Annotated in this window: 14 protein-coding genes; 7 read left to right on the plus strand and 7 right to left on the minus strand. The window is 75.6% G+C overall.

The genetic code is table 11. The features are described from left to right. Positions 1–4: 4 nt before the first annotated feature. Together ABTY61_RS31390 and ABTY61_RS31395 are read right to left on the minus strand one after the other, a co-directional pair. Positions 5–2635 carry a lysylphosphatidylglycerol synthase transmembrane domain-containing protein gene (locus ABTY61_RS31390; RefSeq protein WP_350508506.1) on the minus strand — a complete coding sequence of 877 codons (2631 nt, stop codon included), beginning with the start codon at positions 2633–2635 and terminating at the stop codon, positions 5–7. Positions 2636–2696: 61 nt separating this feature from the next. Beyond that, positions 2697–3458 carry an SDR family oxidoreductase gene (locus tag ABTY61_RS31395; RefSeq protein ID WP_350508507.1) on the minus strand — a complete coding sequence of 254 codons (762 nt, stop codon included), beginning with the start codon at positions 3456–3458 and terminating at the stop codon, positions 2697–2699. A 167-nt stretch (positions 3459–3625) separates the two neighbouring features. Between ABTY61_RS31395 and ABTY61_RS31400 the strand changes: the two genes are divergently transcribed. From ABTY61_RS31400 to ABTY61_RS31415, 4 genes are all read left to right on the plus strand, one after another. Further along, entirely contained in the window at positions 3626–4528 is a 903-nt protein-coding gene (locus ABTY61_RS31400) for a helix-turn-helix transcriptional regulator (RefSeq protein WP_350508508.1), read from the plus strand. 67 nt (positions 4529–4595) lie between these two features. Next, complete coding sequence (locus ABTY61_RS31405; protein ID WP_350508509.1) at positions 4596–4862, plus strand: UBP-type zinc finger domain-containing protein; 267 nt, start codon at positions 4596–4598, stop codon at positions 4860–4862. Between the two features lie 120 nt (positions 4863–4982). Then, positions 4983–5252, plus strand: a complete 270-nt coding sequence (locus ABTY61_RS31410; RefSeq protein WP_350508510.1) for a hypothetical protein — start codon at positions 4983–4985, stop codon at positions 5250–5252. 161 nt (positions 5253–5413) lie between these two features. Beyond that, the gene (locus tag ABTY61_RS31415) at positions 5414–6391 is read left to right on the plus strand and encodes a sigma-70 family RNA polymerase sigma factor (protein WP_350508511.1); all 978 of its coding nucleotides are present in this window, start codon (positions 5414–5416) and stop codon (positions 6389–6391) included. Here ABTY61_RS31415 and ABTY61_RS31420 read toward each other — a convergent pair. Continuing rightward, entirely contained in the window at positions 6299–6691 is a 393-nt protein-coding gene (locus ABTY61_RS31420) for a hypothetical protein (protein ID WP_350508512.1), read from the minus strand. The genes ABTY61_RS31415 and ABTY61_RS31420 overlap by 93 nt on opposite strands. 107 nt (positions 6692–6798) lie before the next feature. Here ABTY61_RS31420 and ABTY61_RS31425 point away from each other — a divergent pair, with 107 nt between their 5' ends. Then, entirely contained in the window at positions 6799–7290 is a 492-nt protein-coding gene (locus ABTY61_RS31425) for an NUDIX domain-containing protein (RefSeq protein WP_350508513.1), read from the plus strand. 76 nt (positions 7291–7366) lie between these two features. On the opposite strand, the gene ABTY61_RS31430 is transcribed toward ABTY61_RS31425, so the two are convergent. The 4 genes from ABTY61_RS31430 to ABTY61_RS31445 all read right to left on the minus strand — a co-directional run bounded on the left by ABTY61_RS31430 (position 7367) and on the right by ABTY61_RS31445 (position 10728). Next, positions 7367–8131: a Clp protease N-terminal domain-containing protein gene (locus ABTY61_RS31430; protein ID WP_350508514.1), complete on the minus strand. Its 765-nt coding sequence runs from the start codon at positions 8129–8131 to the stop codon at positions 7367–7369. A gap of 108 nt (positions 8132–8239) precedes the next feature. Continuing rightward, a complete protein-coding gene (locus tag ABTY61_RS31435) occupies positions 8240–8977 on the minus strand; it encodes a tyrosine-protein phosphatase (RefSeq protein WP_350508515.1) in 738 nt (245 codons plus the stop codon). Positions 8978–9111: 134 nt separating this feature from the next. Next, the gene (locus ABTY61_RS31440) at positions 9112–9897 is read right to left on the minus strand and encodes a VC0807 family protein (protein ID WP_350508516.1); all 786 of its coding nucleotides are present in this window, start codon (positions 9895–9897) and stop codon (positions 9112–9114) included. A gap of 159 nt (positions 9898–10056) precedes the next feature. Then, a complete protein-coding gene (locus tag ABTY61_RS31445) occupies positions 10057–10728 on the minus strand; it encodes a hypothetical protein (protein WP_350508517.1) in 672 nt (223 codons plus the stop codon). 379 nt (positions 10729–11107) lie between these two features. Here ABTY61_RS31445 and ABTY61_RS31450 point away from each other — a divergent pair, with 379 nt between their 5' ends. Continuing rightward, the gene (locus ABTY61_RS31450) at positions 11108–12007 is read left to right on the plus strand and encodes an RNA polymerase sigma factor (protein ID WP_502895459.1); all 900 of its coding nucleotides are present in this window, start codon (positions 11108–11110) and stop codon (positions 12005–12007) included. Then, positions 12004–13041 carry a hypothetical protein gene (locus tag ABTY61_RS31455; protein ID WP_350508518.1) on the plus strand — a complete coding sequence of 346 codons (1038 nt, stop codon included), beginning with the start codon at positions 12004–12006 and terminating at the stop codon, positions 13039–13041. The genes ABTY61_RS31450 and ABTY61_RS31455 overlap by 4 nt, the downstream gene beginning before the upstream one ends. The last annotated feature ends 100 nt before the right edge of the window (positions 13042–13141 follow it).

The raw sequence follows: 13141 nt of genomic DNA on the forward strand, positions 1-13141 counted from the left end.
GCCCTCAGAGGGCCTTGCGGCGCTGCAGCCAGGCCATCGCCGCCCAGCCCGGCAGCACGGGCAGGATCAGCGTCAGCAGCCGGAACAGCGCCACCGCCGCCAGCGCCCCGCCCTCCTCCATCGACGCGGTCTGCTGCAGCCCGACGACCAGCGCCATGTCCACCGCGCCGGCCCCGCCCGGGGTCGGCGCGGCGTTGCCCGCCGCGTTGCCCACCAGGAACACCACCGCCACCGCGGCGAAGGACGGCTCCCGGCCGATCGCCAGCGCGCAGCAGTACAGGCAGGTGATCAGGCAGAGCGACACCAGCAGCTGCCCGGACACCCCCACCGCCAGCCGCGCCGGGTTGCGCAGCAGGTCCAGCAGCCGCGGCAGCACCTGGGCCGTCAGCGGCCGCAGCCGCGCCGCCAGCCACCGGCGGGCCGACGGGACCGACCACACCACCACCAGCAGCACCGCGGCCACCGCCAGCCCGCCCACCACGGCCGGCAGCGCGTCCAGCTCCGAACCGCCCGGCTGCGCGTCCACCAGGTAGACGAAGGCCCCCAGCTGCAACAGGTGCAGCACCAGCCCGATCAGCTGCCCCACCCCGACGCTGGACAGCGCCTGCGCGGTGGGGATGTCGGCCCGTTGCAACAGCCGGGTGTTCAGCGCGATCCCGCCGACGCCGCCGGGCGACACCAGCTTCACGAACGCCCCGGCCACCTGCGCCAGCACCACGTTGCGGAAGTCCAGCCGTTCCGGCACGAAGCCGACGAACCCCATCGCCGCCGCCACGTGGCTCAGCCCCGCCGCCACCACGGCCAGCGCCAGCCACCACGGATCGGCGTCCGACATGGCCGCGATCGGGTTCTCCTCCGCCGCGAAGAACTGCGGGATCAGCAGCCACCCGGCCACCACCCCGCCGACCACGGCCAGCAGCGTCCGCGGCCGCAACCGCTCCAACCGCACCGGCCGCCCCACCACCTCCGGCCGCCCGCGCGACACCTCGGCCCGGATCTCCTCCAGCAACCCGTCGGCCGTCGCGGCCTCGGTGCCGGGCTCGGACGGAGCGGGGCCCGCGTCGGCGCTCCCGGCACCCCGGCCGCCCCCGGCCCCCTCCGGGGCCGGGGCCTCCACCGGCTTCCCGCTCGGCCACCGCTTCAGCGACTGCCGGGTCGAGCGCGCGAGGGCGATCGGCTGGAGGAGGGGGAGTGCGGCGCCCAGGGCGTCGCGGCCGAGGACGGTGGTGGCGGTGCGGACGGCGCGGGCGGCGCCGGCCCGGAGGGCGAGGGTGGTGAGGAGTTGGGCGATGTCGCAGCGCAGGACGAGTTCGCTGGCCGCGATGTCGCCGTCGGCGAAGTCGACCAGGTGGACGGCGCCGGTGTCGTCGACCAGCAGGGAGGACGGGACGAGGGCGCGGTGGGCGATCTCGCGGCGTTGCAGCAGGGCGAGCTGGCGCCAGGCGTCGGTGAGGAGTTCGTCGGTGATCTCGGTGTCGTCGAGCCGGTCGAGGGTGCGTCCGGCCAGGTGCTCGTAGGCGATCAGGGCGGTGTCGTGGCCGAGGCCCGCGGTGGCGGCGATCCGGCGGGTGCGGACGCCCGCGGCGAGGGCCGCGTAGGTGACCAGGGCCTCGTGCTCCAGCCCGGTGCGCGGCGAGCGCAGGGCCCGGGGGTGCGGGGCGGTGCGCAGGCGCAGGCGGCGCCAGGCGCGCTGGACGGCGGCGGCGGTGACGGCCTGCCGGTCGAGGAGCTGGACGTCGAGTTCGGGCCGGTCGTCGGCCTGCCGGATCCGGTAGCGGTCCGGTCCGGCGGGGAGGGCCTCGACCGGTCGTAGTCCGCTGTCGCGCAGGGCGCGCAGGACTTCGCCGGGCCTGGGCCGCGGGTCGGGGGTGCCGACGGCGTACAGGGTGCCGTGGGCGCCGGTCCAGCCGATGAGCAGGCCGAGCAGCAGGGCGGTGGGGGTGGCGTAGCCGCCGGCGAGTCCGGCGAGGCCGGAGAGCGCGAGGACGGCCCAGGGCAGGCGCCGTTCGCGGTTGCCGGAGGCGGTCATGAAGGCGAGGACGGGTGCCAGGTAGCCGTACACCGGTTCGGTGTGCCCGAGTGCGTCGGCGGGCAGCCGCTGGGTGAGGGCGGTGACCAGCGAGGCGGGGGCGAGGTCGTCGGCCCACAGGTCGAGGGCGAGGGTGGCGCCGTACGCGATGACGGCGGCGAGCAGCCCGTCGGAGACCTGTTGGAGGGCGCGCCGCCGGTCGGGGCCGAGCAGGCGTCGGACGGCGAGGCCGACGGGCAGCAGCAGGACGGCGGCGGTGGTGAGCCCGCCGGCCAGGCCGGCCAGCGGCCGGGGCACCAGGGCGGCGGCCTCGGCGACGTCGGCGGCGATGCCGCCGGTGGTGGCGCGGGCGTAGTCGGCGAGCAGCAGGGTGAGCGCGGTGGTGATCAGGCCGGTGAGCAGCCGGATCAGGGCGACGGGCTGCCGGACCCGGCCGGCCTCGGCCAGCGGTCGGGCCCGTCGGCGCGGGCTTCCCGGCCGCCCGGGTATGCCCCCCTCGGTGCGCCTCTGCCCGGGTATGTCCCCATCGCAGTCCGGCCGCCCGGCGCGGGTGGTACCGCCGCCCCCGCCGGTGTCGCCGTTCGTTCTCCCCGTCACGATCGCCACGGATGGCATGCTCCCATGCCACCTGCGGGCCGTGGGCGGGGCGGCAGCGGGGCCGGGGCCGTCACGCCTGCCGGGTCGGCAGCACTACCTGGTGGCGCAGGTTGACGTGCCGGGGCCGGCTGACGGTGTAGGCGATGAGGTCCGCGATGTCGTCGGCGCCGAGTGCCGGGATGGCGGCGAACATGTCGCCGAGTCCTTCGCGCAGCGCCGGGTTGTCGATGTGCCCGCCGAGTTCGGTGTCGGTGAGGCCGGGCTCGACGGCGCTGACCCGGACGTCGCGCGGGCCGAGCTCGGTGCGCAGGGCGGTGGAGAGCTGGGTGAGCGCGGCCTTGGTGGCGCCGTACACGGCGAACGCGGGGAAGGAGACGTGCGAGGCGATCGAGGAGACGTTGACCAGGTCGGCGGTGCGGCCGTCGGCGGCCGCCGCGGTGAGGTCGGCGGTGAAGGCGCGGACGATCCGCAGGGCGCCGGTGAGGTTGGTGTCGATCATCCGGGTCCACTCGTCGATCCGTCCGTCGGCGAGCGGGTTGGCCAGCATCACGCCGGCGTTGTTGACCACCAGGTCGACCGGTCCGTACGCGTCGTGGACGGCCTTGGCGGCGGCGTCCACGGAGGCCTGGTCGGTGATGTCGGCGGTGACGGCGAGGGCCTGTCCGCCGGCCGCGGCGATCTCGGCGGCGAGCGCGTCGATCCGCCCGGTGCGGCGGGCGAGCAGGGCGACCCGGGCGCCGTTCGCGGCGAGCAGCCGGGCGGTGGCGGCGCCCATGCCACTGGCGGCTCCGGTGACGACGGCGGTACGGGTGGCGAGGGCGGGGTAGCTCATCGGAGGCTCCTGAAGGGGGTCGGCCGGGTTGACGTCGACCACTCTGCGACGCCGCCGCGCGCCCACCCAGGGTTGCGTTCTTCCCGGGTAGGCGCTTCCCGGGAACTCCCAGCCTGGGAAAGGCAGTACCACCCTCGGGCCGCCGGCCCGGGGCTACCCTGCCTGGCATGGAGAACACCCTGGGGAACTTCCTCCGCTCGCGCCGGGCCCGGATCCAGCCGGAGGAGGTGGGCCTGCCCGCGCACGGCCGCCGCCGGGTGCAGGGCCTGCGCCGGGAGGAGGTGGCGCAGCTCGCCGGGGTCAGCGTGGACTACTACATCCGGCTGGAGCAGGGCCGCGGCGGCAGCGCCTCGGACGCGGTGCTGGACGCCGTGGCCCGGGTGCTGCGGCTGGACGAGGCGGAGGCCGCGCACCTGCGGTCGCTGAACCGCCCGCCGAAGGAGGCGCCCGCCCGGCTCCGGGGGGACCGGCGGGTCCGTCCGGGCACGCGGCTGCTGCTGGACCTGATGACCGGGGTGCCGGCCTTCGTGCTGGGCCGCCGGATGGACGTGCTGGCCTGGAACGCCCTGGGCGACGCGGTGAACGGTTTCTCCGAGCGGGCCGGCGGCAAGCCAGGCTCACCGCCCAACCAGGTCCGGGACGGCTTCCTCGACCCCGCCGCCCGCACCTTCTACCGCCAGTGGGACGCCGTCGCCGCGGAGACCGTCGCCCAGCTGCGCCGGGACGCCGGGCTGCACCCCGACGACCCGGCCCTGGCCGCCCTGGTGGGCGAACTGTCGCTGCGCAGCGAGGAGTTCCGCCGGCTCTGGGCCGATCACCTGGTCCGGGAGAAGACCAGCGGCGTGAAGCTGCTCCGGCACCCGCTGGTCGGCGACCTCGACTTCGGTTACGAGACCCTGGCCGTCAACGGCTCGCCGGACCAGGTGCTGGTCGCCTACACCGCCCCGCCGGGCTCGCCCACCGCCCAGAAGCTGGCCCTGCTGGCCAGTTGGACGGCCACCGGCCCGGTTCCGGAGCGCGCGGAGCGTACGGAGCGAACGGAGTCCGCAGAGTCCACGGACGGGTCCTGAGCGGACGGGTCCTGAACGGACGGGTCCTGAGCGGGCGGACCGGCCCGAGCCGTCATAGCCTTCGACCATGACCGCCTGCGAAGACCTCGCCATGGCCCCGCGGGACATCGAGCCCCTTCCGCCCGTCGACGGCTGCGCCGACTGCCTGGCCGCCGGCAGCCGGGACTGGGTCCACCTGCGGATCTGCCTGGACTGCGGCCACATCGGCTGCTGCGACAACTCGCCGCAGCGGCACGCCACCGCGCACTTCCACAACTCCTCCCACCCGGTGGTCCGCTCGTACGAGCCGGGGGAGGACTGGCGCTGGTGCTACGTCCACGAGGAGATGGGCTGAGCCCGCCCCCGGCTCCACCGGTGGCATCGGCCCGCCGACCGGATAAAATCCGGACATAACACCCGAGCGGCCCCCAGGACCGGCATCCGTCCGGCCACGGCCGCCGAAGGGAGGCCGACCATGACCAAGCGAACCGCGGGCGGCACCGCCCAGCTCCGCCGGGGCACCCAGGAACTGCTGGAACGCCGGGGCATGGCGACCACGCCCAGCCGGCTCGGCCCCAAGCCCGGAGCCGGTGCGCTGACCGCCGCCGCCGGGAACCCGTCCGGGGACGCCTTCCGCCACGGCGGGCGGGACGCGGCGTCCGCGCTGCCGCACTCCGCCCCGGCGCTGCACGCGGAACTCAAGGGACACCGCCACCGCGGCGCCGAGAAGCACTCGGCCCACTGACCGCCCTACCCGGCGTTGCGGGCCCGCCGACCGACGCACCCCACTGACAGACGCGCCCCATCGGCCGGCTGACCGGCTGCCCGGCTCACCGGCCCGCTGTCAGTGGGGTGCGCTACGTTCGTCCCGTTCACCAGCACGCGGCGGGACGACGGGGGCGCACCATGGCGGATGCGATCACGGAGGAGCCGGTCGAGCTCCGGCTGGAGCGGTACCGCACCGAACTCACCGGCTACTGCTACCGGATGCTCGGCTCGGTCTTCGAGGCCGAGGACGCGGTGCAGGAGACCATGGTCCGCGCCTGGCGCGGGCACCGGGGCTTCGAGGGCCGGGCGGCGCTGCGCTCCTGGCTGTACCGGATAGCCACCAACGTCTGCCTGGACGCACTGAACGGCCGCAAGGGCCGGGCCCGTCCGATGGACCTCGCCGGTCCGGTGACGGTGGCCACCGCGAGTGGCACCCAGCTGCCCGAGGTGACGTGGATCGGCCCGGCGCCGGACGGCCGGGTGCTCCCCGAGACGGGGGATCCGGCGGAGGTGGCCGCCCAGCGCGAGTCGGTGAAGCTGGCCTTCGTCGCCGCGCTGCAGCGCCTCGCGCCCCGGCAGCGGGCGGTGCTGATCCTGCGCGAGGTGCTCGGCTGGAGGGCCGCGGAGGTCGCCGAACTGCTCGGCGTCACGGTCGCCTCGGTCAACAGCGCGCTGCAGCGGGCCCGCGCGGTGCTCGCCGCGGACGCCTCGGCCGCCCGCCCGGCCGCCGCGTTGGACGAGGCGCACCGCGCGCTGCTGGACCGCTACGTCCGTGCCTTCGAGGCGTACGACATGGACGGCCTGGCCGCGCTGCTGCACGAGGACGTCACGCTCAACATGCCGCCGTTCTCGATGTGGCTGCGCGGGCCGGGGGAGGTCCGGGCCTGGATGCTGGGCCCGGGGCACGGCTGCCGGGGCTCCCGGCTGCTCCCGGTGACGGCCAACGGCGGCCCGGCCTTCGCCCAGTACCGGCCGAGCCCGGCCGGCGGGCACGAGCCGTGGGCGCTGGTCGTGCCGGAGGTGTCAGAGGGCCGGATCACCGGGCTCACCAGCTTCCTCGACACCGACGTGCTCTTTCCGCTGTTCGGCCTCCCGGCCCGGCTCCCCGCCGAATAGGCCCGCCGCCGCCCGATCGCCCGCCGGTGCCCGATCGTCCGTCGGTGCCGCACCGCCCAGCGGATCGACGGCGTCCAGCGGATCGACCGCACCCGGCAGCAGTGCCGCGAGCCCGCTGAACGCCAGCAGTTCGCGCAGCGGGCCGCCGGCGTTCAGCAGTACCACGTCCACCCGGTGCCGGGCGGCGGCCAGCCGTAGTCGGGCGAGGGCGTCGACGACGGCCAGGTCGGGGGCGGTCAGGGCGCCCAGGTCGCAGGCCAGTACGGCTTCGTCCGCTGTTCCGATCGCTGTGCTCTCCATGCGGGTTGGACCGGTTCCGGGCGCCGGACTCATCGGTCCTGGCCGCGTCCGGTGGCAGAGTGGGGCCGATCGAACCGCCCTGCCCCACCCTGCCCTGGAGGAACACCGTGACGGCTGAGCCCTTGAGATCCCGCGAGGAGTGGCTGGCGTCCCTGCCCCGGATCTACGCGGCGGCGGGCTGCCTGCTGCGCGACGAGTCCGGCCGGATCCTGATCGTGAAGGCCGGGTACCGCGAGCACTGGCAGTTCCCCGGCGGGACGATCGACCTCGGGGAGGGCCCGGTGGAGTGCGCCGAGCGGGAGTTGGAGGAGGAGACCGGCATCGTCAAGGAGGCCGGCGACCTGCTGGCCATCTCCTGGACCCACCCCTCGAACGAACTCGACCACCCCGCCGAGCACTTGATGTTCGACTTCGGCACCGTCCCGGACGGCACCCCCGTGACCGTCCCGGCCGGCGAACTGGACACCCACCGCTGGGCCCCGCTGGACGAGGCCCTGGAGCTGCTCGGCCCGGCCCGTTCGGCCCGACTGCGGGCGGCGCTGGAGGCGGCGGGCGACGGCCGGGTCCGGATCGTCACCACCCGCGTCTCCGGGTTCTGAGCCCTGGGCGACTGCCCGAAGTGCCGTACCCCGGAGGGGAGTCACCCCCTCCGGGGTGCAGTCGGCGCGCAGGGCTTCACTGCTGCTCGGGCGCGGCGTCCCGGGCGGCGATGAGGGCGGCGATGGCCTCCGAGACGAAGGTCTCCGCCTCGGACTTGTCCACGTTCAGCCCGGCGAGCACGCCCGCACCGTTCTCCAGCTCCAGCAGCGAGAGCAGGATGTGCTCGGTGCCCACGTAGTTGTGCCCGAGCTTGAGCGCCTCGCGGAAGGTCAGTTCGAGGGCCTTCTTGCCCTGCGCGTCGAACGGGATCATCGCGGGCACCTGCTGCTCGACGGCGACCGGCAGCACGGCGGTGGCCGCCGTCCGGACGGCCTCCGGGGTGACGCCCTGGGCGAGGAGCGCCTTGACCCCGATCCCCTCGGGCTCGGCGAGCAGGCCGAGCAGGATGTGCTCGGGGCCGATCTCGGGGTTGTTCGCCCGTCGGGCCTCCTCCTGCGAGGCCACGACGACCTTGCGGGCCCGGGGGGTGAACCGGGCGAAGCCCTGGCTGGGGTCGAGGTCGAGGTCGGCCGGGCTGCCGGGGCCCTTGGAGACGAAGCGCTTCTGGGCGGCCTGCTTGCTGACGCCCATGCTGCGGCCGATGTCGGTCCAGGAGGCGCCGGAGCGGCGGGCCTGGTCCACGAAGTGGCCGATGAGGTGGTCGGCGAGGTCGCCGAGGTGGTCGGCGGCGATGACCGCGTCGGAGAGCTGGTCGAGCGCGTCGGTGTGGACCTTCTTGATCGCGGCGATCAGGTCGTCGAGGCGCAGCGGAGTGGTGCTGGGAACAACGGGATTCTCCATGCGTCAACCGTAGGTTGTCGATCCGAGGATCGTCAACCATTGGTTGACGCTTACCGTTGGGTAGCTTGCGTTCGCCCCTTGTCGAATGCGGTCGGACCCCGCCGGCGTCTACGCCTCGGGCAGCAGTCGCGCTCGGACGGCGGCGACCTGGGCGGGCGTGACCCCCGCGGCGAGCAGGTAGCCCGCCGGGTCGAGCCAGTCGAGCGTGGCGGCCAGGGCGGCCTCGGCGGTGGTCCCGGCCTCGGCCAGCGCCGCGTCGATCCGGTGGTACGGGTCCGGCAGGCCGAGCATCCCGTACAGCGGGCGGACGTTGGGGCCGCTCAGCAGGTAGTCCTCGGCGATCGCGGCCCGGTCGACCCCGGCCAGGGCGAGCAGCAGCAGGGCGGCCAGGCCGGTGCGGTCGCGGCCGGCGCCGCAGTGCACCACCAGGCCGCCGGGGCGGGCCCCGGCGATCGCGGTGACCAGCGCGGCGGCGGCGTGCGGGCAGTGCTCCAGGTAGGGGCGGAAGGCCAGCGGGGTGCCGTCCTGCCGGCCGTGGGCCTCCCACCAGGCGGGGCCGGCCAGTTCGTCCAGCGGGACGCGGATCAGCTCGACGTCCTCGGGGAGCGGGAGGAGCGGCCTGTACTCCTCGGCGTCACGCAGATCGACCACGGTGCGGACACCGTGGTCGAGGAGGGCGTCCCAGCCCTCGCGGGTGAGGCGGTCCAGGTTGTCCGCCCGGGCTATCGCGCCGCGGGCGGTCTGGCGGCCGGAGGCGGTGGGAAGTCCGCCCAGGTCGCGGACGTTCAGGCAGCCGTCCCAGACGAGGGTGCGGTCCTCGGTGGTGGTCAGCGTGTTCGTCCGCATGGTGGGGCTCCCCGGTTCGTCGTCTCGGGGGGTCCCGTTACCCCCTCGTTATATGGACTCCCGGGAGATCCCGATGGTTCCTGAATTGTTCGAACGCCGGGCACCGCTCGTTCGTCCGGGATTCCGACCGGGAGTCAGGCCGCAGCCGGAGCCCCGGCCTCGGCGGCGACCAGCTTCTCGATCGGCTCGACCGCGATCTGCCCGAACAGCGAACCGGCCACGATCGCGCCGAGCATGAACACGGTGGACAGCCAGGCCATGGTCGACACCGGCAGGGTGAAGGCTCCGACCACCCGGGCCGTGCACTCGGCCAGCAGCGCGGTGCCCCAGATGCCGGCGAACACCCGCTCGTGGCGGCGGAAGGCCCGTGAGCCGGCCGCCCGGCCCTCGACCAGCCGCTGCCAGGCGGCGGCGCGGTCCTTCTTGCCCTTGGTGACGAAGGGCATCAGCATCGGGGTCATCACCGACCGGCCGACCAGCCCGGAGACCAGGACGGCCACGGCCACGGTGCCGCTCAGCCCGCCGTCCTTGGCGATCATCATCCGGGCGTCGCCGGTGACGAAGGTGAGCGCCAGGCCCGCGAGGTTGACGGCCAGCATCAGCGCGGCCCACAGGTTGACCGTGCGCTCGCGCAGCAGGCCGAGGACGGTCCGGGCGGCCGGGAAGACGCTGCTCCAGGCCAGCGCGGCGAACTCGCTCAGACCGCAGGCCGAGTGCAGCAGGTAGTAGCCGGCCAGCGGGGCGGCCACGTCCAGGAGCAGCGGGCGGAGCCCGGCGGCCACCGGGTTGGGCGCCGCGGCGGTGCCCTCGCCCACGGCGGGAGCGGTGGCGGCGTTGACGGCGGTGGCGGTGGCGGTGGCGAGGGCGGCGCTGGCGGTGGCGGCGGGAACAGTGGCGGCGCTGACGGTCTGGCTGCTCATGGTGGGTTTCTCCCCCGGACTGGTGGCCGCGGGCCGCTGCCCGCGTCGTGCCTCCAGTCTTTCGGTCCGACCCTCCGTCAGAGCAGTGCCGTCCGTTGCCCGATCCGCATGACAGGTGTCACGGTGCGGCCCGTGACACCCCCGCTGACCTGCTATGGATCAGCTGAAGGTCCACAACTCCCGGCCCAGGGTGTCCAGGCAGCGCACCACCCGGAACCGCTCGTCCCCGGCGGACAGGAAGCCCTGCGCGGCCCCGGCCAGCACCGTCCGGGCGACGCCGTCGCCGCGGGTCCAGGCGCCGGTCAGCACCAGCGCGTCGGCGGCCAGCTCGGCGCGCTGCACCCGGGCCACCGAGGCGGTCAGCAGCGCGGCGTTGACGTCCTCCAGCTCGGCGGGGGAGAGGTAGGGCCCGCCTGCGGGGGAGCGGTCCGCCGCGGCCCGGCGCCGCAGCTCCGGCAGGCCGTAGTCGCGGACCGCGGCGAGGGCGTCGTCCAGCGGCAGCTGCCAGCGCGGCCCGGGCAGCACCTCCCACCAGACGTCCTCGCCGACCGGCAGCACCTCGCCGACCCGGGCCCGCCAGACCTCGGAGCCGTACCGGACCAGCGGGTCGGGCCGGTCGTCGGCCGTCCAGTCGGCCCGGCGGACCAGGCTGAGCCCGAAGGTGAACGGGACCCGGCCGGCGGCGGGGCGCTCGACCAGGCCGAGCAGCATCCAGTGGGTGTCGTCGGGCAGGACGAAGGTCCGGTGCCGACCGGTGAGGCCCAGGGCGCGCAGGGCGGGCGCGAGGTGCTCGCGCAGTCCCGTCGCGTGGAGCTCGTGGGCAGTCGTCATCGGTGGTCTTCCCTGCTGGTCGTGCGGTGCTGGTGCTGGTCCTCGTGCCGGTGGCGCGGTGCCGCGGGCACCCGGACGTGCCTGATAGCGCTCGGTGGCGCCCGGACGTGCCCGCCCGAACGGGTTCGGGCGGGCCTCGGAACAACGGGCGCGGCGGGGGCGCGGGGTCACGGGGACGGGTCAGCGGGCCCGGCGTCCGGGCCCAGCCGGGCGTCCGGGCAGGTGGGGGCCCGGATCGCTTCGCCTACCGACAACGTAGGCGGGGGCGGTGCCCCGGGGCTGCGGGCGAACGACAGCAGTCGGCGGGACCTTGGCCCCGTCCGGCCCGGTCCTTCGACCGGAGCCGACCCGTTCGCCCGGATGGCGCATCATGTGGCGGGTGCAGAGTGCAGAACGCCCCGGAGCGGGCACCGGCAGCCCCCTCGGCCGGTCCGGACCAGTACCACCCGCCGGCCCACCACCGGGCGGGGGCCCCGCTCCCGTCGACCTGACCGAGGCGGTCCGCGCCGCACAGGAGGGGGACGAACAGGCCTTCCGGCTGCTGTTCCGGACCGTGCAGCCGGGCCTGCTGCGCTACCTGAGAGTGCTCGTCGGCGGGCGGCCCGAGGACGTCCAGGACGCCGAGGACATCGCCTCCGAGACCTGGCTGCAGATCTCCCGCGACCTGCGGGGCTTCTCCGGCGACGGCGACGGATTCCGCGGCTGGGCCGCCACCATCGCCCGCAACCGCGCGATGGACCACCTGCGCGCCCGGCGCCGCCGCCCGGTCGCCGACCTGCCGTACGAGTACCTCGCCGAACTGGCCGCCGGGGACGACACCGCCCGCAGCGCGCTCACCACCGTCGGCACCGCCGACGCGCTGGCCCTGATCTCCCGGCTGCCGCGCGACCAGGCCGAAGCGGTGCTGCTGCGAGTGGTCATGGAACTGGACGCCGAGAGCGCCGCCCGGGTGCTCGGCAAGCGGGCCGGCAGCGTCCGGATGGCCGCCCACCGGGGGCTGCGGCGACTGGCCAAGCTGCTGGAGCAGCCCTTCGCCACCGGAGGCGCCGGGGCAGCCGGTACCGCCGGAGCCGCCGGAGCCGCCGAGGCAGCCGGTACCGCCGGAGGCCCCGCCGGCACCGGTTTCCCGGCCGCCCGACGGGCCGAACCGGGCGTCGCGGAACCGCCGTCGACCCGTGCGCGGGGAACCGCGGGGCAACCCGCCGGGGAACCCGCGAAAAAAACTTCTCCGCAGGGTGTGACAGAACGCCGGGCCGCGACGCTGAAGGACATGAGATGAGCACCAACCGATCCCGTCGGATCGACCGTGATGCCGCCGAGCAGCTGCTCGGCGGCGCCGTGGGCGGCCCGTCGGCCGGGCAGGACGCCTCGCTCACCGGACCGGACGGTCCCGGGCAGCTCGCCCGGGTGCTGGCCGCGGCCGCCGCCCCGGCGACGGCGGCGGAACTGGCCGGGGAGGAGGCCGCCCTGGCCGCGTTCCGGGAGGCGAGTCTCACGCCCGACCCCGTAGTCACACCCGTCCGGAGACGATCGATGGCAACCGCCGCGCTGGCCAGGGCCTTCAGCACGAAGGCCGCTGCCGCCGTGCTCGGCGCCACCGCGCTGTGCGGGGTCGCGGTCGCCGCCGGCACCGGCAACCTGCCGTCCGGCCTGGGCGGCCCGTCCGAACCCGAGCACACGGTCGCCACCACGGGCAGCCCGACCGGCTCCTCGTCCGGCACCCCCACCGGCACCGGCACCGGCACCGGCTCCGCCTCCCCGGGCAGAACCACCCGGCCGTCCACCGGCGCGACGACCGACCCGCACCGGGTGCTCCCGTCCGGCCCGGTCTCCCCGGACCCCGACGGCCGCACGGCCGGTGGGCACGGCGACGACCGCCCCGCCCCGCCCGCCGCGCTGCTCCCCCTCTGCCAGGGCTTCGCGGACCGTACGGGCAAGGGCGAACGCCCGCGCCAGCTGGCCGCCGACCCGTTCTTCGCCCCGCTGATCGCGGCGGCCGGCGGGGCGGACGGCGTCCAGGACTACTGCGCGGGCGCCCAGGGCCACCAGGGCGACGACCACCAGGGCACCTCCGGCTCCGGCAAGGGCGCCGGAAAGGGCTCGGGCAACGGCTCCGGCAACGGGAACGGCAACACCAACGGCAACGGCTCCGGCAACAACGGCAACAGCAACGGCGAGGACACCAACGGCGGTGGCGGCGCCAAGCCCGGCAAGGGCGGAGTGCTCCCGCCCCCGTCGGGCCTGCCCACCCTGCCGGACATCCATCCGAGCAGGACCGGCCACTCCGAGGACGACCAGGCGGCCCGGAGATGACCCCCAGAACTCCGGGTGGGCGGCGAGCGACTCCCCCCGGGCTCGCCGCCCACCCGGATCGCACCACCCCGCAGTAACCCGGCACCACCCGCACCACCCC

Source organism: Kitasatospora sp. NPDC096128, assembly GCF_040303105.1.
In the GTDB taxonomy this organism is placed as follows: Bacteria; Actinomycetota; Actinomycetes; order Streptomycetales; family Streptomycetaceae; genus Kitasatospora.